This is a genomic window from Winogradskyella sp. Asnod2-B02-A, assembly GCF_045063645.1.
In the GTDB taxonomy this organism is placed as follows: Bacteria; Bacteroidota; Bacteroidia; order Flavobacteriales; family Flavobacteriaceae; genus Winogradskyella.
Window position 1 is genome coordinate 475,353 of record NZ_JBEFOG010000026.1, and the last position, 23,493, is coordinate 498,845.

Consider the following 23,493-nt stretch of genomic DNA (forward strand, 5'->3'; position numbering starts at 1 on the left):
TTATTGCCACTAAGCAGTAATCTTTATTATTATATAATTGAATTAAGTTTTAAATCTTCTTAATTATGAAATTACTAGTCACTCCTTCCTCGCTATTTAGGAATGAAAAATTCTCTTTTTATTCTCTATTACCAAACATCTCGCGAGCCTTACTATCAATATTCATTTGATTTACTCTAGCATCTACTTTACGTTTAAAATCTGTATCTGCAATCGTTGCCACGTTATCTAAATATCTAATTACTTCTTGTCTTCTAATATCTGAAAAGTTTAAACCTTTCATATTAGATTTCATTAATTCTTGAAGCATGTTGAATTTAGTTTCGTAATCCTTTTTGAAATACGTTTCAGGATTTTCAAACCAATCTTGTTCTAAATCAAAATCCGTAAGTCTTAATGAAATGGCAGACTGAATGTTTCTAACATCTCTTGAAGAGAAAAATGGAAATATTTTCTGAATCTCTTTATATAGTGCAGCATAAAACATGTGATCGTTATTTTGATGTAATTTTTCAATTTTATCAAACGTATCATGTACTCTTGCTTCCGAAGGATTTTCTATAGCATTAAGAATTTCTCCCATACTATTGGCTAAACCTTGATCTGATAAATATTTATAAACTTCAGGATCATTCATGTTTACAAAATCTGGCATTGTATCTTGTAGTTTTTTCCACCAAATGTAATCTTGATCTACAAAATCGTGCTCAGTACGTGCACCATCAATTTTAAATCTACCTTGTACTCTAGAAATTACAGCCTTATCTAACATTTCTGGTAAGTTGGTAAATAAACCAATAGAACTGTTTCCATAATTTACAGCATAAGCACCTTCTGTATATCTTAAAAACACACCAATCACTTCTTTTACACCTGCAGAAACACCTTGCGATGTTCGTTCTTGTAAATTATTTTCGGCATCATCAATTGGTGCAAAAATCAATTTTGTAGGATCTTGCAAAGGCTTCATCCATTCTACCATTTTTTCTGCAGAACCACCTTGAAATGTAGATATCAAGGTATCTGGCATTGGGTGAAATAAAAATGGAATATCAAGATTGTCTGAGTGTTCTTTTAAACGAGTTGCAATAGCAGCAATTAACATACTTTTTCCAGTTCCAGGAATTCCGTAACCCATAAAAACAGGCATAAATCCACCTAATTCTTGGAATGGGTTTTTCTTAGCTTCAATATCATAACTCAGCAAACGTTCTGTTAAACGACGTCCAAAATGCTTAGCATCCTTGTTACCTACAATTTGCTCAAATTGAATTTTATTAAACTCAATACTCTTTGCTGTACCAGAAAAAGAATTTTCCCAACCTGAAACTGCAAATTCTGAGTTTTCTAATTTGTACGTCCTATCTACAATAGATTCAGTGTATTCTAAGTTGCTTTTTCTAAGTTGAATTTCATCAATTAAAGCTTCAAAATAAACTACTGTAAAATCAATAACATCTTTATCTGATTTTATAATATCTGGATGTCCTAAATACTTATCGTAATAAAACAGTTGACAAGAAATTCCTTTTAAAGGTGTTAATAAAGACACTTCCGGAATACCTGCAAACTTCTGCTTCATTACAGATAAATCATCTGAAGCATGTGGTTTTAAATCGTGTAAAATTTTATAAGCTGCAGAAAACAACATAAATGCTGTTGATGTATGCATTTTACTTTCGTATTCTCTTCTTCCAGAACTATCTAATGCCGATTTATTTTCACTTAACGTAGATAAACCTGAAGCATCGTAATATGAATCTTTAATCCAGATACCTAGCGTTAACCCTTCTTGAACCGCATATAACGTCTGATTTAAGAAAATAGGTAGTGCAACAGATTCTGGTAACAAACGTTTCTTTAAAGCCAAAATGGTTTTAGATACCGAAGTGACATTTACGTTACTTCCATTGTTTGCTCTAGACAAATACAAAAGGATTGATTCGTCTTTAGCGTCAGCATCTTTATTTTTTGCACGCTGACTTTGTTCCCATTGAATAGATTTTAGGTATGTAGTTGCTTCATCACGAAGCATATCTAATTCATTTTGTTTTATAGGGAAAGTTGAGTTGTGTTCCATAGTGTTATTTGTAATTCAAAAAAACGTTTGAATTCTATTTAAAGTTTTTAGCAATTAATTAAAACTAAATGCTTCAAAATCATCTTTATAAATTGTTCTTACTTTTAGTTTTAATTCATCATTATAAAATGATTCTTTTTTTGGAAAATTACCGTTAGCTTTTTTAAACGCCATTAATTCCGTGTTAGTTATATCGTAAACATCCTTTAACTCTGCAGTACTTTCGTGCTTTGCATAGCTGTTAGATTGCCTAGATTTAGCCACATTAATCTTAGTTTCAAATCCTAATTTTTTACTAAGCTCTGGTAACCTAGATGACATATCTTTTAAGTATATAACCTCGTTAAGTTCTACACCTTTTAAATTATAAGTTTGATGACGCCAATGAGCATTCACATCAATCAAATCATGTCTTAAGAGATAATCTACAAAAAGAGAAAACGTTATTTGGTAGTTCCCTTCTGAGTCTTTTAGTCCTATTTCCTCTAAAACATGTTGAACCCATGACCTATGTATGTCTTCTCCACAGAATTTATCTACATAGCCACTAACTAAACGCTCGTACGGATTTCTTACAACCGCTATTTTATAAAAGGACGTGTCATTAATATGTTTTATAATTTTATCTTCTGTTCTTAATCTATAAATTTTAATAAACTTTCTTAATAAAGAATTAGATGATTTTATACTTTTTATATCATGATTTAAAAAGCGATATTTATACCATTTAAAACCAAAAACAACTCCATAATTTTTTAGCATTTGATTTGTATTAGAAAATGTACTTTCTAAATTTAAGGAATCTACAAACCAACTTTTTAAAGTTGTACCACCACATTTTGCATTAGTAAAGAGAATGAACTTTTTATTTACATTAATCAAAGGGCTTGGTTTTCTTACAATTTTCACAGGCAACTATTTGTTTTAAGGATATATACTACTTTTACTTATTAATTTTTAATTCCGAAACTTGAATTGGGCTTTTTGCTAACTTATTCATAATTTCTGGTGTCTTACTATATAACAATTGTATTATTCTGTGTGGCGCAAAAACATAGCGTTGTCTAAAAATAGCATCCCAACGTTGAAAGATTTGTTTATTAAAAAAACTACCTTCTTTAAATTCATCAACAGACTTTAATTCATCTATTTTAAAAGAAATAGCATAAGACTCTAATGGTATTTCTTTATTAGCGATACCTTGAAGAATAGCATGTGTGATTTTATTTTCATCTTTTGCAAACACATTATGTAATGGCCCTAAATCTACACGTCTTATTCGCTTTGGAAACACTTTTGGTAAACGCTTGTCTATTGCGTAAGCCATGGTATCTAAATTCATGTCGCGATCGGCGGCATTTTTAAGAACGGAATAGATTTCGTCCTTATAGTCTTGTACATTTTTACCATCGTAATTAAAATACATATAGCAAATGTATGGTCTGTTATGAGACACATCATAAAAGCTCCAACTTACCAAATACTCCTCTTCTGAACCTTCTGGTGCTGATATTATTTTACCTTGAACAAAACGGTTAAAAATATATTCTTTTTTAGCTGATGTATAATAAACAATTGAAGCCGCTTGAAAGAGTTTACGTTTTGCTATTGGCTCTTTTTTGCGCATTAAAGTATCTAAAAACTCTTCTTTTAATTCTTCTGTATTAGTCAGTTTACCTAAATACTCTTCGCGTAGTTCTAAATCGTTAAATAAATATCTAAATTCTAAATAATTTGGAAAACCAGAATCGGTTAAATCGACTTTCATATTTTCCTCATCGTCATACATGTATTTTACACGCATGGCTTCGATTGAATATAGTAGCAAATCACTGTATTGCTTAAACAACAAGACTTCTTGTTGGTTTAAAATTTGTTTTTCTTGAACAGAATAAATAAGTTCCTTTAATGTGAAATCTATCATTTTGTGATAAAACACATATTGGTCTTTGGAATCTAATATTGCGGAATCTAAGGGTGTAACAATCATTCTTTATAGTTGTTGGTTGATTGTTGTTGGTTGATAGTATTTAGAAAACTATCAACCAACAACTAACAACTATTTTATCCTAACAAATCATCATCAGTACTAGCTTCTGGTTTTGGTTCGCCTGCTGGCTCTCCTCCTCCATCACCAGATGGTGCATTTGCATCTGCTGCGTAGTAATCTTCAAAAATTTCTTTCATATCAATTCCGTAACGGTCAGCAAAATTTGATTGTATAGATTTATCCTTCTCTCTAATTTCTTGTAAAGCTTCTGCATAACTGCCGTAGACACCTTGCATTACTTTTTCGTGAACAGGAATGTTATCCATCATTTCTTGTCTTGCTTTAGCACTCGCTGTATGCATAGACGCTAAAGTTTCACCAATATGCTCATCTGTTTTAACACCTAAATGTTCTAAGATGGCAGCAAATTCTTGATCTGTACGTGCTTTTAAAGCAACTACGTATCCATCATAATATTTAAGACGTTCATCTGTATCACTCTTTAATTTCGCTCTATGCGTTTGTAAGTTACTGCGTAATGACGTTAATACTTTAATGGTAAGGTTATGTTTATGAACGAAACTATCTTTTGAAGCTGCTAACGTTGTATAAGCATTTTTAAGTCCTTCTAATTCTTCAACTTTTTGCTCTAACGTAGTTACTTTGCTCAATGCATCTGAATAATCTGTAGATTGCTTGTCTGCAACTTCTTCTAATGCTGTACGTGCTTGTTTTAATAAAGCATATTCCGTTTCTAGCTTATCTTCTACTTCTTTTTTCTTCTGAAGGGCTTTTGTATGATTGTTAGATGCTTCTACAATTGCCGTTTTTAGACTTTCCTCTACTTCTTTAATTTCAATCTCTCTGTCTTTTAAACGCTTAACTGCTGCCTGACTTTTAAATGATAATTCATTTAATAAGGTTTGTACATCTGCAGTTTCAATACGTTGCTGAAACATCGCTTTTGCTTTATTATCTGCAGCATCACGTACTTTTTGAGCTTCTTTAAGTTCCTCTTCTGCCGTTTTTATTTTTCCTTTTCTACCGAATAGGTTGTTCCAAAATGTATCTGGCTTTGCATTTGCGTCTTCTAATTCAACTTTTGCACGCTCTAAGCGTTTTATTGAATCGTCTATTATTTTTTGTTCTGAAGCGTTTAAGGCTGAGAAACCTTCAAACATAATACCAACTTCATCTTGGTAATCTGTTAAATCTTTAATAGCATCCAATAATGTGGTTCTATCTTTCTCTGCCATATCCACAACATTATCTAATGTTGCATTTAATATTTTCTGACGACTTTCAGGATCATCCTCTTGTGCCAATTTAGACTTCATTTGGTCTATGGCTTTTCCCCAATTTACATCGACTTTCGCTGTTTTTTCGTTGGAATTTGTTTCTAATAAATCAAAATCATCAGACATATTGTATCGTATTATTAAGTTGAACAGTTTAAGGTTAACAATTTCGGTAATTTTTTAAGACTATAAAAACTTTAGTTGCTAATTATATGTAGTTAATGTTATAAAAATGTTACAGCCTCATAAAATTAAATACATATTCGATACTTTTATAAAAAAAATAAATGAACATGAAATCACTGATAAACATCTTATTACTAGTTATTATGACAACAACATGGAGTTGCAAAAATGAAACTAAAAATGATAACACTGCTGTAATTAATACTGAAACTATTGATAAACCAGATGAATCCCTATTAAATATAATATCTATATCTCATGCAACAATGGTTTTGGAAACAGAAAATGAAACGATATATGTAGATCCTACAGGTGGTTTAGAAGCTTTTAAAGATCAGAAAAAGCCAACGTTAATTTTAATAACTGATATTCATGGAGATCATTTAAGTTTAGAGACATTAGAAGCCCTTGATCTTACTAACACAACTCTAATTGCACCTTTAGCTGTAGTAGAAAAATTACCAGTAAACATAACTCAGTATAATATTGTCACCTTAAAAAATGATGATAATTTTGAATTTAATGGTATTAATATCGAAGCTATTCCTATGTATAATTTAAGAGAAGAAGCTTTAAAATATCACTCAAAAGGAAGAGGTAATGGTTACGTGCTTACTATAAATGACGAACGTATTTATATCTCAGGTGATACAGAAGATATTCCAGAAATGCGAAATCTTAAAAATATTGATAAAGCATTTGTTTGTATGAATTTACCTTACACCATGCCTGTTGAAAGTGCTGCTAGTGCTGTTTTAGATTTTAAACCAAAAACTGTTTTCCCATATCATTATAGAGGCACCGAAGGTCTAAGCGATATTGAAAACTTTAAGAAGTTAGTTAATGAAGGTGATAAGAATATTGAGGTTGTCTTTTTGGAATGGTATTAATAGAAACATCTAAAAAAAAATCAATTGTTGATAACTTCATAAATACTCTATTTACCTTAAAAACACTGTGCTTCATCCGATTAAACAAACTGTTAATCGAAGAAATTGTTAATTAAAAATGGTAAATAATTTAAAATTAAGCATTTAACATTAAGATTTTATCTATATTAGCGTTCTAGAACCCAATTCTAAAGCCATTTATTATGCTTAAAACCCTGCTTTCCATAGGTTTAATTGTAACGACGACACAACTCACAATGATTTTAATCGCCGTAGCGTCTGTATTTTTAGTTTTCATCCTTATAGCTATTGTAAAGATGTATAAATTGAAAGCTGAGAATAAGAAATTAATGCAGACAAATGCATATAGCGATTATGAGGAATCTAGTAAAGATATTCCTAGTGGACATCTTTATGGAGATAATTAAATTAGTTGATATGACCTATTTATTACTAATTCCCTTCTTCATTATTTTTGGTATATATATTATTTATAGTAAACCTGATTTATACGCACATGAACATGATGCATCTATTAATAAAGAAATAGAGAATTTTAATACTAATTTCAAAGCATTAGAAAAGTTAGAAATAGAAAGCAATTATTATATAAGCGACAAACATATTTATAATAACGAATAAAAAAAGCCAGCATTTAGCTGGCTTTTTTTATTTAAATAGTCTAAAAATTTATCTGACTAGCTTTCTATATTTAATTCGTTTTGGCATTAAATCACCACCCAAACGTTTCTTCTTATTTTCTTCGTATTCACTAAAACCTCCTTCAAAGAAATAAACTTGAGAATCACCTTCAAAAGCTAAAATATGAGTACAAATTCTATCTAAGAACCATCTATCGTGACTAATAACAACCGCACAGCCTGCAAAGTTTTCTAAACCTTCTTCTAAAGCTCGCAATGTATTAACATCTAAATCGTTAGTAGGCTCATCTAAAAGTAATACATTACCTTCTTCTTTTAGCGTCATAGCTAAGTGTAAACGGTTACGTTCACCACCAGAGAGTAGTTTCACCTTTTTATTTTGCTCACCGCCTGAGAAATTAAATCGACTTAAATAAGCTCTAGAATTCACTTCCTTTCCTCCCATCAGTACCAACTCTTGCTCATCACTAAAGTTCTGCCAAATTGTTTTCTCTGGGTCAATATTAGAATGCTTCTGATCTACATAAGCGATCTTTGCTGTTTCGCCTACTTTGAATTCCCCTTTATCTGGAGTTTCCTCACCCATTATCATTCTGAATATGGTTGTTTTACCAGCACCATTTGGTCCGATAACTCCAACAATACCAGCTTGTGGCAAATTAAAATTTAAATCATCATACAATAATTTATCATCATACCCTTTTGCAACACCAACGGCTTCAATTACATTGGTTCCTAATCTTGGACCATTTGGAATATAAATCTCTAATTTCTCATCGAGTTGTTTTTGATCTTGACTCATTAACTTATCATAGTTCTTCAAACGTGCCTTTTGCTTTGTTTGACGACCTTTAGCTCCTTGACGAACCCAATCTAATTCGCGTTCTAATGTTTTTTGACGTTTAGAGGCTGTTTTACTTTCTTGAGCCATACGTTTAGATTTCTGATCTAACCAAGATGAGTAATTCCCTTTCCAAGGAATACCTTCACCTCTATCCAATTCTAAAATCCAACCTGCAACATTATCTAAGAAATATCTATCGTGAGTTACAGCGATTACAGTGCCTTTATATTGTGCTAAATGATGCTCTAACCAATGTACAGATTCTGCATCTAAGTGGTTAGTTGGCTCATCTAATAATAAAACATCAGGTTCTTGTAATAGTAAACGACACAATGCTACACGACGACGTTCACCACCAGAAAGTACACCTATTTTTTTATCACCATCTGGTGTACGCAAAGCATCCATGGCGATTTCTAGCTTAGTATCTAATTCCCAAGCACCAGCTGCATCAATTTGATCTTGCAATTCTGCCTGACGGTTCATTAGCTTTTCCATCTTATCAGGATTGCTGTAGACTTCCTCTAAACCAAATTGATCATTAATACTATTATATTCATCAAGAATGGCTACAGTTTCAGCAGCACCTTCTCTAACAATTTCCATAACGGTTTTGTCATCATCTAATTTTGGCTCTTGTTCTAAATAACCAACAGAATAACCTGGTTGAAAAACCACATCTCCCTGATAATTATTATCAACACCTGCTATAATCTTCAATAAAGTAGATTTACCAGAACCATTAAGACCAAGAATACCAATTTTAGCTCCGTAAAAGAAACTTAAATATATATTTTTTAAAACCGGAGTATTTGCTCCAGGAAAGGTCTTAGTAAGACCAGACATTGCGAAAATTACTTTTTTATCGTCAGACATTATTATTTACGATTTTTTATTTACAATTTTAATTTTAATTCGTTGTAGCCTTAAATTAAAGACTAATCACCGACTTATACTCTACCTTTTAATGCATTAAAAACCCATGCAATACAGAAAAATCCACCACCAACAGCAGCAAAGCCCCAACCTGCAACATCATCATATCTAAATGCGCCTAGTGCAATTAATCCACATCCGACAAATACCATAATCCATGTAGCCCAAGCTAATACTGTATTTTTATTCATTGCCATATTCAATCTTAGTTTAATAATTAGTTAACTACAAATATCGCATTTTTAATAAAAAAAGCATCACTATTTGTGATGCTTCTAAGATAAAATTGTTTAGAAAACTATAAATTAATCATTGGAACTTCTATAAATAATAATTCACTATCTTTTTTAGACACTATTTTGAAACTATCTACTTCCGAAATTCCAATAGCGTCTCTAGATTCTAAAACATCTCCTTCAATTTCAACTTTTCCAGAAATGAGCATAACATAAGCACCATGATTCTTACCTTTTAGTTGATATATGAAGGCTTCATCTTCTGATAAATCAATTCTTGAAAGCTTTACGTCTTGATGAATTTTAAGGCTCTCTACACTATTATCTTCAAACGAAGTTACTAATGTTTGAAGCTGCCCTTTTCTGTCTTCAGACTTAAATATTTTTTGATCGTAACGTGGCTGAACATTTCGTTTTTGCGGAATTATCCATATTTGGAATAGACTCAAATACTCATCAACAGATCCATTAATTTCAGAATGCTTAACGCCTGTTCCTGCTGACATTACTTGTACTTCACTAGGTTGTACAGCCTGCCAATCGTCGGTCATATTATCACGATGTTTTAAAACACCTTTTAAAGGAATGGTAATAATTTCCATATTATCGTGAGGATGTGTACCAAATCCCATTTTTGGTGCTATAATATCATCATTTAAGACTCTTAATGCTCCAAAATGTACACGTTCAGGATCGTTCCAGCTTGCGAAACTAAAGGAATGATTTGCTTGTAACCACCCATGATTTGCAAATCCTCTACTGACTGCTTTATGTATTACTTTCTTCATTATTATTTGCCTTAATTTATACCTACTAGCGCATTTTATCTAATAAATTACTTAACTGTTCTGCTTCGGCTTCACTTAAATTTTTAACTAATTCTTTATTCATATCACTCGGAATTGTGTTTAACAAATCCAATCCTTGTTTAGTGATTTCAATTTTAACCACACGCCTATCGTGTTCTGATGGCAAACGTTTAATTAAATCTTTAGCACAAAGTTTATCCATTAAGCGTGTCGCATTAGGTGAACGCTCTAACATTCTATCCTTAATAGTCTGAACTTTCAAAGGTTCTTTAGCACCTCTTAAAATTCTTAAAATATTGTACTGCTGTTGTGAAATCCCATAGTCTTTAAAAGATTCACTCTGACTGCTTGTAATCCAATTGGCTGTATAAATAATATTTAGAAGTGCCTTTACTTTAAAGTTATCGAATTTTGAATTTATGTCTTTAGATAAGTCTCCCATGTTGAATAGTCTTAAAATTCTATTTACGCTTTGATGTCATTATATTGATCAGTGCTACCAAACACTTTTGCTACATAAGGGCAACTAGCTTTTGCTTTTAATTTGTTATCTCTTGCATAACCTACAACAGCTTCAATTAATTTCTGACCAAGATTTTGACCCCTGTAATTAGGATTAACCTCAGTATGATAAATATCAATGAGATCTTCATTAATATAACTATACGCGATTTCACCAATCTCTTTTTCACTATCTAACAAATAAAATCTATTGTTTTTATTTGATGTATCGTGTTTTAATTCCATAACTATAGACTGTCTTTAAAGAGTTTCACTTTATTCAATAATTCGGTATTTAAGGTGTCATTTGTAATTTTACCTTCAGAGAAATTATCGTAAAATGAAGGCAAAGAAAATTGTGCTACAATATTGGCATCATGTCTTGGAAAGCGATCAGAAGCCATTTCTAAAACAGATGCTCCACCTCTAGCACCAGGCGACGTTGCCATTAACACTAAGGGTTTATTTAAAAACGTTTTCTGTTCTACTCTAGAGGCCCAATCAAAGATATTCTTAAATGCGGCTGAATAAGCTCCATTATGCTCAGCCAAAGAAATGATAAAACCATCCGCACGTTTTAAATTATTTACAAAATCTACAGCTTGCTTAGGAAACCCTGAGGCTGTTTCTCTATCTGAGCTATAAATTGGCATTTCAAAATCATTTAAATCTAAAATGGTTACAGTGACACCGTTTAATAATTGAGACGCATATGTTGCTAATTGTTTATTAATAGAGGTACTACTATTACTTCCTGCAAATACTATGATATTTTTCATTTTTTAAAATTTTAATTTAATTGATTTTTTTATAAAAGATATAAGACACTATTAGTAAAATAAGTGCCACTACTGCTGTCATATGTCCTCCGTCACCAATCATATAATGTGCAAAAAAGGCTAAAATGAAAGCAAAAAAGAAACCTGAATACGCCCATTCCTTCATGGTTTTTAAACCTGGTGACCAAAGCACAACCAATCCTAGTAATTTAGCTACTGCATAAGGATAAATAATATAGGCAGGATATCCAAAATTTGTGAATGCGATTACAATATCATCATGCTTAAAAAAGTACATACTTACTGAAAACAACATTATCAATGTTAATAAGCTTGTAGCTGCGTAATAGATAATTTTATTCTTTTTCATTTTTTATTTGTTTTAATGATACAAAACTACAACAAAACCATTTACTTTCCAAGGAAAATAATTCCATGTAACATTATTTTGCAAACCATTCACTTTCCAAACATCTTTTCGTTTTGTAAATTCGTGCAGAACAAAAACTAAGTTTTAACAAATAGAACACCCACTATTTTGGGCAACATATATGGATATTAAATTCAACAAAAACGAAGACCACAACAAGCTTCTTCTTTCCGATTTAAAAAAGCGTTTAGTTAAAGTTAAACTCGGCGGAGGAGAAAAAAGTATTGAAAAACATAAAGCTAAAGGTAAAATGACTGCACGTGAGCGTGTAAACTATTTGTTAGATCCCAAAGCTAAATCAATAGAGATTGGTGCCTTTGCTGGTGAAGGCATGTATGAGCAATATGGAGGCTGTCCGTCTGGAGGTGTAGTTGTAAAAATGGGTTACATTAAAGGAAAGCAATGTATAGTCGTTGCCAATGATGCTACGGTTAAAGCAGGAGCTTGGTTTCCTATTACAGGTAAAAAGAATTTGCGTGCCCAAGAAATAGCCATAGAAAATCGTTTACCAATCATTTATTTGGTGGATAGCGCAGGTGTTTTTCTACCAATGCAAGATGAAATTTTCCCAGACAAAGAACACTTTGGTCGCATTTTTAGAAACAACGCTGTAATGAGTAGTATGGGTATTACCCAAATTGCTGCGGTTATGGGAAGTTGTGTAGCTGGAGGTGCATACTTACCTATTATGAGTGACGAAGCTTTAATCGTTGATAAAACAGCGAGTATCTTCTTAGCAGGAAGCTACTTGGTAAAAGCTGCCATAGGCGAAACTATAGATAATGAAACCTTAGGAGGAGCAACAACACATTGTGAAATTTCTGGAGTTACAGATTATAAAGCAAAAGATGATAAGGAGGCTTTAGATAAAATAAAGTCTATAATTGATAAAATAGGTGATTTTGACAAAGCTGGCTACAATAGAGCTGAATCTAAAAAACCAAAAGAGAATCCGGATGACATCTACGGAATTCTTCCAAAAAGTCGCGCTGACCAATATGATATGAAAGACATCATAAAGCGTTTAGTTGACGATTCGGAATTTGATGAATATAAAGAAGATTATGGCAAAACAATTATAACGGCTTATGCTAGAATTGAAGGTTGGGCTGTTGGTATTGTTGCTAACCAAAGAAAATTAGTAAAAAACGCAAAAGGTGAAATGCAATTTGGTGGTGTTATTTATAACGACTCAGCTGATAAGGCAACGCGTTTTATTGCCAACTGTAATCAGAAGAAAATTCCATTAGTTTTTCTTCAAGACGTTACTGGCTTTATGGTCGGGAGTAAATCAGAACACTCAGGAATCATTAAAGATGGTGCCAAAATGGTAAATGCCGTTAGTAATTCTGTAGTTCCAAAATTCACGATTATACTAGGTAATAGTTACGGAGCTGGAAATTACGCCATGTGCGGAAAAGCGTATGACCCAAGATTGATTGCTGCTTGGCCAAGTGCAGAACTGGCTGTAATGAGTGGTAATTCTGCTGCAAAAGTTTTATTACAAATTGAAACGGCTTCACTTAAGAAAAGAGGAGAGAAAATCACTAAGGAAAAAGAAGAGGAATTATTTAATAAAATAAAAAACAGATACGACGACCAAGTGTCACCTTATTATGCTGCTTCTCGTATATGGACAGATGGAGTTATTGATCCTTTAGATACAAGAACATGGATTTCTATGGGAATTGAAGCTGCTAACCACGCTCCTATTGAGAAACCTTTTAATATGGGTGTTTTACAGGTTTAAATCAACAGATAATCTAATAATTTTATTATGTTCAAATTTTTGATTTTGCTTATAGTTTTATCTTTTACAATTAATACTATAGCTCAAACTGGTGTAGATTTAGGTCTCAACAAAAAAAAAGACTTCATTTCTATTAAGAAACTTGATAAAAATGAAAGAGAAATTATTAAAGACTATTTTATAACAGATAATGATACTCTAGTAAATCTAAAAAATGAACTTACAGAAGCTGAATTAAAATTGTTTTGCAGCTGCTATACTAATGATTCACTTGTAAAAAAATATAAAAAAGCGGTGTTTTATTATGAATGGAATGATGACAAGCTTCAAAAAGCTAATCAGTGGAATAGTGATATTAAAATTTATTTTGCCCCTTCTATACCTAGGGATGTGAGAACGAAGTTCATAAAATTTTATAAACCATTAAGTGCTATTAATAACTTAAAAATAGATTTTGTTAAAAACATAGAAGACTCAAACTATGTAATTAAAGTATCAAATACAATAATTCCTAATTTAACGATTAGAGATAACAAATACGATGAAACTCATCCTCTAAGTAAAATAAGTTATTCTATGTTAACAGATAAAACAAGAAAATTTTATGCAGGTACTATGCAAATTGATTTAGATAACCTAGATGATAAATCATTGCTACTTCCAAAACTTAAACAGGTATTTTTTTTGAGTTTAGGATCATTCATTATCAATAAATCATTCTCAGAAACAAGTTTAGTAAGCTCACAATACATAAACAGCGAAACTATATCTATTGAAGACTTCGAGTTAATAAAAATGCATTATTTTAAAATATATGATCAACTTGTTTCTGCATTTAAAATAGATGAACTCGTTCAAACATCTAAATCAATTTGTAAAAATGAATAAACGCTTTAAAGTTTTATTTCTATTATTTAGTTTTTTATTCGTTTTTGGTTTTTCCCAAAATCCTAAATTTAAAAATAAAAAAATTTATGTTTCAAAAGAAAATTTTAAAAGAAAATTTGAAGCTAGTGACTCTTTGGGTAACATTATTATTGGAAAGGATACTTTAATAGAGGTCCTAAGCCACCCAGACTTAAAAGGCATTCCTGTTCGTTATGAGTATAAAGACTCTACATTTTTAGAAGAGTACAAGAAGGTTGCTTTTCAGCTGTATCACAAAGATTCAGCTGATACAAAAACAATGAAGTATTGGAAAACGCCTATAAAGATTTATTTTTCGGAAGGCATGGACAAAAAAGTCATAAAAAATATAATGTCTTTTACCAAAGAGATAGAAGGAGCTGTTGATTCATTAAATATCTCTAGAGTGAAAAATATAAATGAAGCAAATTATTTTATTTATTACGATGACGATTTTCAATTTAGCCAAAAATTAGAAAAATATAGGAAATCGGATTATAGTATTTATTGGAATAAAAAAAGTCAAATTTATAAAGGTTACATGCGAATTATTAGAAAACGCATGTTTTCAAATAAATTAGCTCAAGAAAAAATAAAAGACTTGTTTTTTGGGTCATTAGGCTGGTTTAAAAGAAGTCACGAATTGGGATGTAATAGTTATTTTTCAAATTGCTATTCCGAAAATAAGCAAATGTCTGAATTTGATAAACAATTACTACAATACCATTACTCCTACGGTATTTGCAAAGGAACAACAAAATTATCTTTTGAAGCACAACACAAAAGGCACAAAAAGAGTTTAAAGGATGGTAGAACAGACATATATATAATCAATAATTAAACCTAATAGTGTTTTTAACTCAACAAAATTAGCATATAAAAAAAGAGCGCAAATTGCGCTCTTTATTATTTTATATTAAATAATACTAATCTAGCGTTAAACCTTGACGCTTTGCTTTCTTTTCTTCCTTAATTTCTTTTAAACGTTCAAATGATGAACCAAAAATCCAATAAGGTACTACAAAGGTTAAAAGGAAAATCATTAACCAAAATCCTATAGTTAATATGGTTAAAAATGCTAAAAATCCTAAATATTGATCAAATTCGAACATAATTCTTGTGTCATTTACGTTTGTTGGTACAAAGATATAACCAAAATATAAGTTTTACAACAGGCTAGCCTAGTTTTATTAACAGGTTATTAAAAATTTACAAAGACTTCACTAATAAATCTGCAGTAGCAGGATTTGTAGCCAAGGGTACATTGTGTACATCACATAATCTCATTAGCATCAAAATATCTGGCTCATGCGGATGGCGATCTAATGGATCTCTAAAAAACAAGACCATATTGCATTGTCCTTCAGCTACTCTAGCAGCTATTTGAGCATCACCTCCCAAAGGGCCTGATAACAAAGCATGCACTTTAAAACCTGCTTTAGATACTTTTTCTCCAGTTGTACCTGTAGAAACTAAATTGATATTTTTATGATGTAAAATGTCGCTGTGTTCATTTAAAAACTGAACCATTTCTGCTTTTTTTCCATCGTGAGCTATTATGGCTATTTCCATATTATAGATTTTTAACGTGATAATTTACTAAGCCTTCTATTGGGCGTCTTACAAAATTACCAACATTAAATCCATATTCTGCAGCAACTTGCTTAATTTCATCTTGACCAAAATAAGCTATAGAACCTGCAAAGTGAACTGGAATTCCTTCTTTTAATTCTTCTTTATACTGAAGTATCATATTTTCTGTAAACAAGCGAATTCCGTTAGTTATAAGATTGCTAATATATTCTGAATCTTTATTAATAAACATAAACTCTGCATGATCAGCCAAATAGGCACTTGGATTAGTTTGCTTATATAAGTTGTATTTAATATAGTCAGCTTCTAAGTTATGTTTATGTGCAAATGCTACGCTAATTGTATCTGGCATTTTATTAAAGTAATAATCTCTAATTAATTGCTTACCAAAATAATTTCCGCTTGCATCATCCATTAAAATATAGCCTAAACTAGATACGCGTTGGTGTAAATCTCTTCCATCATAATAACTACAGTTAGATCCTGTACCTAAAATACAAACCACTGCTGCTTCATCATTAGTATTTATACATGCTCTTACCGCTGCATAAGTATCTTCTCTAACTTCTACTATTGCATTTTTAAAATAAAATTCTAAAATTGACTTTAGTAATAATGTAGGTTTATCAGTACCACAACCAGCACCATAAAAATAAATATGCGTTACCTCGTTGGCAATTGACATTAACTCTTTACTCTTACGAATCGTTTTATTCAATTTTTTTTCTGCTACAATAGCAGGATTTAAACCTTTGGTTCTTATTTTGTCAACGGTTTGTTTTCCGTTTTCATCTATTGCAATCCAATCGCATTTTGTAGAACCACCATCTGTAATTAAAATCATGATAATGTGAATAAATAAAAATTCCGTAGCCTATGACAATTCATAATCCTACGGAATTTTCAGAATTAATAATATGTCTTAAAGATTATTTACCTTTTGAGCTAAATCAACTAATTTGTTAGAATAACCAAATTCGTTATCGTACCAAGAAATTAATTTGAAGAATTTAGAGTTAAGTTCAATTGAAGCATCTGCATCAAAAACACTAGTTCTTTCTTCACTTACAAAATCTTGAGATACTACTGCATCTTCTGTATAACCTAAAACACCTTTCATAGAACCATCAGCTGCATTTTTCATTGCTGCTTTGATATCTGCTAAAGTGGTATCTTTTTTAGTTTTTACTGTTAAATCTACTACAGAAACATCTACAGTTGGTACTCTAAACGCCATACCTGTTAATAATCCGTCTAACTCAGGAATTACTTTTCCTACTGCTTTAGCTGCACCTGTAGAAGAAGGAATAATATTGTTAAGAGCAGAACGACCTAAACGGTAATTTTTACGAGAAGGTGCATCTACTGTAAACTGAGTAGAAGTCGCTGCGTGAATTGTTGTCATTAACGCTTCTTCAATTCCGAAGTTATCTTCTATAACCTTAGCAATAGGTGCTAAACAGTTTGTTGTACAAGATGCATTAGATACGATAGTATCACTAGCTGTTAATTTACTATCATTTACACCCATTACAAACATTGGTGCATCTTTACTTGGAGCAGAAATTACTACTTTCTTAGCACCACCATCAATATGATATTGAGCTGTTTCTAAACTTGTAAAAATACCTGTACATTCTGCAACAACAGTTGCTCCTGCTTCGTCCCACTTTAAGTTTTTAGGATCTCTTTCAGCTGTAACACGGATTGTTTTACCATCTACTACTAAGTGGCCATCTTTTACTTCAACAGTTCCATCAAATCTACCGTGAACTGAATCATACTTTAATAAATAAGCTAGATGATCTACATCTAATAAATCATTGATAGCTACAACATCTACGTCATTACGTTTTACTGTTGCTCTAAATACTATTCTACCTATTCTACCGAATCCGTTGATTCCTAATTTTAAATTTGCCATTACTTTTATTTATTTTAGTTTAATATATTAAATTGACATTATATCAGAAACTCTCAAAAGTTCCTTGTTTATTTTTGATTTTCCTTTAACGGCTTGGTCAAATGGTGTTAAATCCATAACATCATTTTTAATACCTACCATGTAATTACTTTTACCTGTGATTAAACTTTCTACAGCTTTCACTCCCATTCTACTTGCCAAAACTCTATCGAAGCAAGATGGCGAACCACCACGTTGCATATGTCCTAAAACAGAAACACGTACTTCATATTCTGCCATATTTTCATCAACATAATCTTTAAGTTCAAAAACACTTTTACCTATTTTATCACCTTCTGCAACAATAACGATACTAGAAGATTTCCCTGAAGCTTTACTTCGTCTTAGAGATTCTACTAAACGATCTAATCCTAAATCTTCTTCAGGTATTAAAATTTCTTCAGCACCAGCACCTACACCAACGTTTAAAGCTATATGTCCTACATCGCGTCCCATAACTTCTATAAAGAATAATCGGTTATGTGAACTTGCTGTATCTCTAATTTTATCTATAACTTCTACAACTGTATTTAGAGCTGTATCGTAACCAAGTGTATGTGTTGTACCAAAAATATCGTTATCAATAGTACCAGGAATTCCCATTACTGGAAAATTGAATTCTTTATTAAAAATCATAGCTCCTGTAAAACTACCATCTCCACCAATTACTACAAAAGCATCAATACCAGCTTTTATTAACTGATCATAAGCTTTTGCTCTACCTTCTTTAGTTCTAAAAGCATTTGAACGAGCCGATTTTAACATTGTACCACCTTTATTAATGATACCTTTTACGCTTCTCGCATCCATTTCAACAAAATCTCCGTCAATCATCCCTTCATAACCTCTATAAATGCCGTAGCATTTAATATCATGAAAAGCACAAGTTCTAACTACAGATCTTATTGCGGCATTCATTCCTGGAGCATCTCCTCCAGATGTTAAAACGCCTATTTTTTTAATTGTATGTAGCATTCTTTTTATTTATTTTACAGTAAAATTAAGAAACAATACATACAAAAAAGTGACTAATGTCATAAATAATCCTTAATAAATCAATTCAAACGTTTTCGTTAATAAGTATTTATAATAAATATGAAGGATTTAATATTTTAAGACCTTGTTTTGGTCTTTTTTTCCTTCACAGTCATGTAATCTGGCATTAAGTCATTGTCTTTATTATCCTTCTTTTCTTTTGTTTTGTCAATTTTATTGTCTTTTCTATTCTTTCCTGAAAAGATAATTTGAATCAACTCCTTAAAAGAATCAAATTCTACATTATAAGATAAACCTACTCCTTGTGTGAAGCCAATTTCTTCACCAAAATTTCTAATACTATTTTCTCTATTAAAAACTTTAGCTCTTAGTGTACCATCTTCATTTAGCAATAAATCTATTTGTACATCACCACTAATAACTGTTTGACTAGCACTACCAAATGGCACACCAACCTTTCCGTTCACTAAGATTTTATCACTTATTTTAGTTTGAAGTGTAACACCTACTTTATTATTAGTTTGTAACTCTGGTGTGTCTTGTCCTAATTCAAAATTTAAACCAACATCTAAATTACCATTACTTGAACCAAAGAGGTTATTTACAATACCTGTAAGACGTTCTGAAATTGTACCCGTAAAATTAGCACCTCTTACACCATTAGAAAATCCACCTGTGGCTAAAAAAATTAAAGCCTGATTGTCTCGTTCTTCTTTAGATGACAATCGATAATCTAACTCAGATTTCACAGTAGAACTTACTCCTGGAAACCTAAAATCGAATTGTGGATCTGGCTGTTCTAACTGACCTGTTAAATGTATTTCTACTTCTACATCTATACTCTGACTAATGGGATTATCTAATAAAACAGAAGGATTAGCACTACCTTCATAAACGGCTTTTAGGTTTAATTCAGCCGTCAAAGGGTCACCTTCCCATACAATACTTCCTCCACGTTCTACTTTAAACTTCTTTTCAACTAAACCTTCATATTTAAAATTGTAAGTTCCTTCATATACTACAAAATCTCCCCACATATTAAAAGCTCCGTTGGTATTAATTAAGAAATTTAAACCACCTCTACCTCTACCTTTTATAGTACTGCCTGCTTCTTTATCTATTACAATTTCTATAACTGCATTTTCATTAACATCTAAATCAAAGTCTAAGACTAAACCTTTTACTTCAATTTGTTCTGTAATTATACCGTTTATACGTGCTAGTTTTTCTTCTGGGCTTAAAAATTGAATAAATGAGTTATCACCAAAACTTTCAGAATCATTTAGTGGAATAAAAAACTCAGTTCCAGATTCTGTTCTTCCGTTATTTACTTCAATGACTAACTGATCTGTTGGTCCTTTAATTTCAGCTGTTCCCGAAATAAACCCTGTACCATAATAAAGTTCATCTTCTGACTCTTCAGTATCTAAAACTAAAAGTCGGTCTGTGGTTAAAACTAAACCTAGTTTCCAATCCGAAAAATTATTGTGAGCAATAAAACCATTTAGATTTCCTTTAGAAAAATATTTAGAATCTGTCATTGAGACATCATTAAATATAAATTGTTGTCCTCTTAATGATACCTTAGAATCAAAGTCAAAGCCATAATCTACATTTAGGTAAGGTATGGCCAAACCAGCTCTATCTAGTAATAACTCGCCATAAATTGCCGGCTTTTTCAAGCTTCCGGTGACATTAGCATAACCTGAGACTAAACCCCTAATATTATTAATAACACCTTCTCCTAACGGATTTAAAGGATCTAATAAAAATTCTTCAAATACAACGTCTAAATCAATTTTGGGGTCATTCTGCCCAACATCTATAGTTCCTTTAGCATCTAAAGATTTTAGGTTGTCATTAACTAAAGTAACATCTACATTATAATTTGTTAAAGAATTATTCCCTTCAACCTTAGCTTTAAGATTACCCAAATCATAATCATTTACAAAAAGTCCGCTTATTTCTACATTAGATTTAGGTAGGTATATACCATTGTTTTGCACCACATCTAGTTTTCCGTTCACAATACCTTTTAGAGCTAAACTGTCTATACGCGGTGTAATTTTAACGAGTTGTACATCTTTAAAATCTACATTAAAGTCTTTATTAATAGAGTCTTTTACACTACCCGAAACTAAAATTTCTTCATCTCCTTGTGTTATTTTAATAGGAAAAATATCGAAGGTGTTAAATCCTCTATCGAATCTAATTTTATTTAAAGTGTCTTTTTGTGCATTCAATAACCATTCATAGCCTTTAAACTTTACATCAGATTTTCTAAAACCAACAATAGATTGATTGGTTTCATCAATGGTGTAAAAAAGATTTAGATTAAAATCATCTGTATTATTTGTTCCTCCTTTAAATTCAGATTTAATTAATAATGTATCTCGTTTTGTTACATTAATAAGACTGAATTGTGAAGCATTGTATATACCTGCACTTAAACTATCAATTTCTATATATGTATTATATAGTGGATTGCTGTTATCGATACTTACATTAATGTTATTAGCAAAATAATCTTGAAATTTAATTTCGGGAGAATTAAATGTAAGCTCAAATCCTTTTTCGTCAGTTTCAATCCTGCCTTCTATAAAGGTGTTCTTTCCTATGGTTAAATCCTTAAAAAATACTGCAGCAATTTTAGAATAAATGTTGAATCTAAAATTGATATATTGATTTGCTTCTACTTTATTGGGTACATAATTGGTATAAATACTACCAACAGAGTTTTCTACTAAACCAAGAATATCTTTAGTTTTAAACTGACCAGTAATTTTTCCATCTATAATGTCTGGAGAATTTATAGATATAGTACGTTCTGTTTTGTCAAAGGAGGATACAATATCAAAATCTTGAAAACTATAACTACCATCTTGATTTTTATAAGTTGTGTTTTGGATATTAATGGCTCCAAAAGCATTATCTAAAGTAGATCCTTTAGCCGTCATTGTTACCGAGCCTCTAAATTCAGATATACTATCTCTAGTTACAAAATTTAATTTATTAAGATTAGCATAACCTACCTGTGCTTTAAAATCGAAAGTATTTATATCTTTAGAAAAATCTACTAACCCATTAAAATCGAGTTGTAGATTTAAATCCTCTGCTTTAACAATACCATTAAATATCTTATTACCAAGATCACCAGAAAGTGTAATATCTCTGTATGTATATCCATTATAATCTAAAACAAAAACATCACCTTTTACTTCTGTTTTTAAGTTATCTATTGTAAACCCTTTACCATTTACATCGAGATTTAAAGAGGTCTTCTTAATTAATGCATCATTAAGTAAGGTGCCCATATTAAACTCATCTAAAACAATGTTTCCTACATAATTGGCATTATCGATATTATCAATATTTGTAAGCTTTAGATCTGACTTAATGAAACCTAAATCAGTATCAATATCTATTTTGGCCTCTACTATTTTTGCGGTAATATATGAAGTTCCTTTTATTTTAAAATTACCAACTTTAGAAATTACACTTGGTATAGAATTACCTAACAATCTTGGCATTAAAGCCGTTAAATCACTATAATTTGAAGCTAGATTTTGAAACTTACCTTGCAGTGCAAAACTATCATCTTCTCTACTAAATAAATTTTTAAATGTTATATCTCCAACAATTCTTGTATTTCTAGTGGTACTGACATTAAGATTTGTAGCCACAAGATTATTTAAAGTACCTGATAAGTCCGCATTTAGTTGGGCATGTTGGTCTGTTCCAAATTCATCAAAGAACACGTTCAGCTCTGTTAAGGAAATATCAGAATCATTAAAACTTGCTTCAACATTTACTTTATCTGTAAAATGTGCAAAATCTTCACGTTTATAATTAAACCTTAATTCTCCTTTTAATTCAGATAGTTCAGTTTTAATGTTTAAGTCACCAAAATTCATGTGATCTAATGTGTACTCAAAATTTGCCATTAAATTTTTAACCGCAATGCCTCTACTATCTCTAAAACCTAATTTATTAATTCTACACCTAACCTCTGGTCCATTAATTAAGAAGTCCGTGGTATTAGCATTGAGCTCTGTAAATTCAAAAACTTCAGGTGTCTCCAAATTTTCGTCAATTAGCCTGAAAATGCCATTTTCAATAGAAACATCACTAGAGGAAAACAAAAATTCACTTGGTCCAACTCTTGGGTTGTCACTATCAAACTTAGCAACAAAAATATCTAAATTTGAATCCTTCTCGCCTTTGTATGTTTTTAGGTTAAACATTACATTTTGAAGATCTATATCTCCAAAATTCAACTTGCTATTTATTAGATTTTTAAAACTAATAATTGAACTATTTAATTCACCTACACTAATAAGCGTATCTTTTTTGTAATCTCTAATTAAGATTTCCTTTAATTCTACATCACCATTAAGTTGTAAACCAACCCTACCAACATTTATGTTTGTTTTAAAATCTTCATTGATAGTATCGGTCACATATTTCCCCAATTTTGTTTGTACGGCAGGAATTGATAAGACTAAAAACAAAATGAAAAAAAGCAGCAATATAATTGCCACTATTTTACCTAATATTTTAAGTATCCGTTTGATAGAATTTATAGATTTAAATGTATGATTTCTTATTATCTTTGTGCCTACAATACCTTGTTAAGCATTGTGT

The 23,493-nt window shown here is 31.1% G+C and carries 23 protein-coding genes; 6 read left to right on the forward strand and 17 right to left on the reverse strand.

The window, feature by feature from the left end; translation table 11 throughout:
- Positions 1–118 precede the first annotated feature (118 nt).
- From ACJJVO_RS05575 to ACJJVO_RS05590, 4 genes are all read right to left on the reverse strand, one after another.
- Positions 119–2,080, reverse strand: a complete 1,962-nt coding sequence (locus tag ACJJVO_RS05575) for an AAA family ATPase (RefSeq protein WP_405571449.1) — start codon at positions 2,078–2,080, stop codon at positions 119–121.
- Between the two features lie 54 nt (positions 2,081–2,134).
- A complete protein-coding gene (locus ACJJVO_RS05580; protein WP_405571451.1) occupies positions 2,135–2,989 on the reverse strand; it encodes a sulfotransferase family 2 domain-containing protein in 855 nt (284 codons plus the stop codon).
- Between the two features lie 34 nt (positions 2,990–3,023).
- Positions 3,024–4,070 (reverse strand): hypothetical protein, encoded by a 1,047-nt coding sequence (locus ACJJVO_RS05585; RefSeq protein WP_405571452.1) that lies wholly within the window; start codon positions 4,068–4,070, stop codon positions 3,024–3,026.
- Between the two features lie 74 nt (positions 4,071–4,144).
- Positions 4,145–5,494, reverse strand: coding sequence for a microtubule-binding protein (locus tag ACJJVO_RS05590; protein WP_405571454.1), 1,350 nt, complete (start codon positions 5,492–5,494; stop codon positions 4,145–4,147).
- A gap of 167 nt (positions 5,495–5,661) precedes the next feature.
- On the opposite strand from ACJJVO_RS05590, the gene ACJJVO_RS05595 reads away from it, so the two are divergent.
- The 3 genes from ACJJVO_RS05595 to ACJJVO_RS05605 all read left to right on the forward strand — a co-directional run bounded on the left by ACJJVO_RS05595 (position 5,662) and on the right by ACJJVO_RS05605 (position 7,086).
- Positions 5,662–6,444, forward strand: coding sequence for an MBL fold metallo-hydrolase (locus ACJJVO_RS05595; RefSeq protein ID WP_405571457.1), 783 nt, complete (start codon positions 5,662–5,664; stop codon positions 6,442–6,444).
- 203 nt (positions 6,445–6,647) lie between these two features.
- Entirely contained in the window at positions 6,648–6,872 is a 225-nt protein-coding gene (locus tag ACJJVO_RS05600; protein ID WP_405571460.1) for a hypothetical protein, read from the forward strand.
- Between the two features lie 10 nt (positions 6,873–6,882).
- Positions 6,883–7,086: a hypothetical protein gene (locus tag ACJJVO_RS05605; RefSeq protein WP_405571463.1), complete on the forward strand. Its 204-nt coding sequence runs from the start codon at positions 6,883–6,885 to the stop codon at positions 7,084–7,086.
- A 48-nt stretch (positions 7,087–7,134) separates the two neighbouring features.
- On the opposite strand, the gene ettA is transcribed toward ACJJVO_RS05605, so the two are convergent.
- The 7 genes from ettA to ACJJVO_RS05640 all read right to left on the reverse strand — a co-directional run bounded on the left by ettA (position 7,135) and on the right by ACJJVO_RS05640 (position 11,581).
- Positions 7,135–8,826, reverse strand: a complete 1,692-nt coding sequence (gene ettA / locus ACJJVO_RS05610) for an energy-dependent translational throttle protein EttA (protein ID WP_405571465.1) — start codon at positions 8,824–8,826, stop codon at positions 7,135–7,137.
- Between the two features lie 74 nt (positions 8,827–8,900).
- A complete protein-coding gene (locus ACJJVO_RS05615; protein WP_115816717.1) occupies positions 8,901–9,083 on the reverse strand; it encodes a CAL67264 family membrane protein in 183 nt (60 codons plus the stop codon).
- 101 nt (positions 9,084–9,184) lie between these two features.
- The gene (locus ACJJVO_RS05620) at positions 9,185–9,910 is read right to left on the reverse strand and encodes a pirin family protein (RefSeq protein ID WP_405571468.1); all 726 of its coding nucleotides are present in this window, start codon (positions 9,908–9,910) and stop codon (positions 9,185–9,187) included.
- A gap of 25 nt (positions 9,911–9,935) precedes the next feature.
- Complete coding sequence (locus tag ACJJVO_RS05625) at positions 9,936–10,373, reverse strand: MarR family winged helix-turn-helix transcriptional regulator (RefSeq protein ID WP_405571471.1); 438 nt, start codon at positions 10,371–10,373, stop codon at positions 9,936–9,938.
- A 23-nt stretch (positions 10,374–10,396) separates the two neighbouring features.
- A complete protein-coding gene (locus tag ACJJVO_RS05630; RefSeq protein ID WP_405571474.1) occupies positions 10,397–10,678 on the reverse strand; it encodes a GNAT family N-acetyltransferase in 282 nt (93 codons plus the stop codon).
- 2 nt (positions 10,679–10,680) lie between these two features.
- Positions 10,681–11,211 carry an NADPH-dependent FMN reductase gene (locus tag ACJJVO_RS05635; protein WP_405571477.1) on the reverse strand — a complete coding sequence of 177 codons (531 nt, stop codon included), beginning with the start codon at positions 11,209–11,211 and terminating at the stop codon, positions 10,681–10,683.
- A gap of 16 nt (positions 11,212–11,227) precedes the next feature.
- Positions 11,228–11,581 carry a DoxX family protein gene (locus ACJJVO_RS05640; RefSeq protein WP_405571479.1) on the reverse strand — a complete coding sequence of 118 codons (354 nt, stop codon included), beginning with the start codon at positions 11,579–11,581 and terminating at the stop codon, positions 11,228–11,230.
- A gap of 181 nt (positions 11,582–11,762) precedes the next feature.
- Between ACJJVO_RS05640 and ACJJVO_RS05645 the strand changes: the two genes are divergently transcribed.
- From ACJJVO_RS05645 to ACJJVO_RS05655, 3 genes are read left to right on the forward strand one after another with little or no spacing between them, the layout of a single operon-like run.
- Complete coding sequence (locus ACJJVO_RS05645) at positions 11,763–13,391, forward strand: acyl-CoA carboxylase subunit beta (RefSeq protein WP_405571481.1); 1,629 nt, start codon at positions 11,763–11,765, stop codon at positions 13,389–13,391.
- Positions 13,392–13,436: 45 nt separating this feature from the next.
- Positions 13,437–14,279, forward strand: a complete 843-nt coding sequence (locus ACJJVO_RS05650; RefSeq protein ID WP_405571484.1) for a hypothetical protein — start codon at positions 13,437–13,439, stop codon at positions 14,277–14,279.
- Complete coding sequence (locus tag ACJJVO_RS05655; RefSeq protein WP_405571486.1) at positions 14,272–15,138, forward strand: hypothetical protein; 867 nt, start codon at positions 14,272–14,274, stop codon at positions 15,136–15,138. Before ACJJVO_RS05650 ends, ACJJVO_RS05655 begins: the two co-directional genes overlap by 8 nt.
- A gap of 85 nt (positions 15,139–15,223) precedes the next feature.
- On the opposite strand, the gene ACJJVO_RS05660 is transcribed toward ACJJVO_RS05655, so the two are convergent.
- The 6 genes from ACJJVO_RS05660 to ACJJVO_RS05685 all read right to left on the reverse strand — a co-directional run bounded on the left by ACJJVO_RS05660 (position 15,224) and on the right by ACJJVO_RS05685 (position 23,309).
- On the reverse strand, positions 15,224–15,409 hold the full coding sequence (locus ACJJVO_RS05660) for a hypothetical protein (RefSeq protein ID WP_405571489.1): 186 nt from the start codon (positions 15,407–15,409) through the stop codon (positions 15,224–15,226).
- 97 nt (positions 15,410–15,506) lie between these two features.
- Positions 15,507–15,869, reverse strand: a complete 363-nt coding sequence (locus tag ACJJVO_RS05665; protein WP_405571492.1) for a methylglyoxal synthase — start codon at positions 15,867–15,869, stop codon at positions 15,507–15,509.
- A 1-nt stretch (position 15,870) separates the two neighbouring features.
- Complete coding sequence (locus tag ACJJVO_RS05670; protein WP_405571495.1) at positions 15,871–16,734, reverse strand: N-acetylglucosamine kinase; 864 nt, start codon at positions 16,732–16,734, stop codon at positions 15,871–15,873.
- Between the two features lie 78 nt (positions 16,735–16,812).
- The gene (gap, locus tag ACJJVO_RS05675) at positions 16,813–17,814 is read right to left on the reverse strand and encodes a type I glyceraldehyde-3-phosphate dehydrogenase (protein ID WP_405571497.1); all 1,002 of its coding nucleotides are present in this window, start codon (positions 17,812–17,814) and stop codon (positions 16,813–16,815) included.
- A gap of 27 nt (positions 17,815–17,841) precedes the next feature.
- The gene (pfkA, locus tag ACJJVO_RS05680; protein ID WP_405571500.1) at positions 17,842–18,828 is read right to left on the reverse strand and encodes a 6-phosphofructokinase; all 987 of its coding nucleotides are present in this window, start codon (positions 18,826–18,828) and stop codon (positions 17,842–17,844) included.
- Positions 18,829–18,965: 137 nt separating this feature from the next.
- Positions 18,966–23,309: a translocation/assembly module TamB domain-containing protein gene (locus ACJJVO_RS05685; protein WP_405571503.1), complete on the reverse strand. Its 4,344-nt coding sequence runs from the start codon at positions 23,307–23,309 to the stop codon at positions 18,966–18,968.
- Between the last annotated feature and the right edge of the window lie 184 nt (positions 23,310–23,493).

What these genes read in the sequence shown, in the direction of transcription:
- ACJJVO_RS05575 (WP_405571449.1), bottom strand. Translation starts at nt 2,080, where the DNA reads ATGGAACACAACTCAACTTTCCCTATAAAACAAAATGAATTAGATATG.
- ACJJVO_RS05585 (WP_405571452.1), bottom strand. Translation starts at nt 4,070, where the DNA reads ATGATTGTTACACCCTTAGATTCCGCAATATTAGATTCCAAAGACCAA.
- ACJJVO_RS05590 (WP_405571454.1), bottom strand. Translation starts at nt 5,494, where the DNA reads ATGTCTGATGATTTTGATTTATTAGAAACAAATTCCAACGAAAAAACA.
- ACJJVO_RS05595 (WP_405571457.1), top strand. Translation starts at nt 5,662, where the DNA reads ATGAAATCACTGATAAACATCTTATTACTAGTTATTATGACAACAACA.
- ACJJVO_RS05600 (WP_405571460.1), top strand. Translation starts at nt 6,648, where the DNA reads ATGCTTAAAACCCTGCTTTCCATAGGTTTAATTGTAACGACGACACAA.
- ACJJVO_RS05605 (WP_405571463.1), top strand. Translation starts at nt 6,883, where the DNA reads ATGACCTATTTATTACTAATTCCCTTCTTCATTATTTTTGGTATATAT.
- ettA (WP_405571465.1), bottom strand. Translation starts at nt 8,826, where the DNA reads ATGTCTGACGATAAAAAAGTAATTTTCGCAATGTCTGGTCTTACTAAG.
- ACJJVO_RS05615 (WP_115816717.1), bottom strand. Translation starts at nt 9,083, where the DNA reads ATGGCAATGAATAAAAATACAGTATTAGCTTGGGCTACATGGATTATG.
- ACJJVO_RS05620 (WP_405571468.1), bottom strand. Translation starts at nt 9,910, where the DNA reads ATGAAGAAAGTAATACATAAAGCAGTCAGTAGAGGATTTGCAAATCAT.
- ACJJVO_RS05625 (WP_405571471.1), bottom strand. Translation starts at nt 10,373, where the DNA reads ATGGGAGACTTATCTAAAGACATAAATTCAAAATTCGATAACTTTAAA.
- ACJJVO_RS05630 (WP_405571474.1), bottom strand. Translation starts at nt 10,678, where the DNA reads ATGGAATTAAAACACGATACATCAAATAAAAACAATAGATTTTATTTG.
- ACJJVO_RS05635 (WP_405571477.1), bottom strand. Translation starts at nt 11,211, where the DNA reads ATGAAAAATATCATAGTATTTGCAGGAAGTAATAGTAGTACCTCTATT.
- ACJJVO_RS05640 (WP_405571479.1), bottom strand. Translation starts at nt 11,581, where the DNA reads ATGAAAAAGAATAAAATTATCTATTACGCAGCTACAAGCTTATTAACA.
- ACJJVO_RS05645 (WP_405571481.1), top strand. Translation starts at nt 11,763, where the DNA reads ATGGATATTAAATTCAACAAAAACGAAGACCACAACAAGCTTCTTCTT.
- ACJJVO_RS05655 (WP_405571486.1), top strand. Translation starts at nt 14,272, where the DNA reads ATGAATAAACGCTTTAAAGTTTTATTTCTATTATTTAGTTTTTTATTC.
- ACJJVO_RS05660 (WP_405571489.1), bottom strand. Translation starts at nt 15,409, where the DNA reads ATGTTCGAATTTGATCAATATTTAGGATTTTTAGCATTTTTAACCATA.
- ACJJVO_RS05665 (WP_405571492.1), bottom strand. Translation starts at nt 15,869, where the DNA reads ATGGAAATAGCCATAATAGCTCACGATGGAAAAAAAGCAGAAATGGTT.
- ACJJVO_RS05670 (WP_405571495.1), bottom strand. Translation starts at nt 16,734, where the DNA reads ATGATTTTAATTACAGATGGTGGTTCTACAAAATGCGATTGGATTGCA.
- gap (WP_405571497.1), bottom strand. Translation starts at nt 17,814, where the DNA reads ATGGCAAATTTAAAATTAGGAATCAACGGATTCGGTAGAATAGGTAGA.
- pfkA (WP_405571500.1), bottom strand. Translation starts at nt 18,828, where the DNA reads ATGCTACATACAATTAAAAAAATAGGCGTTTTAACATCTGGAGGAGAT.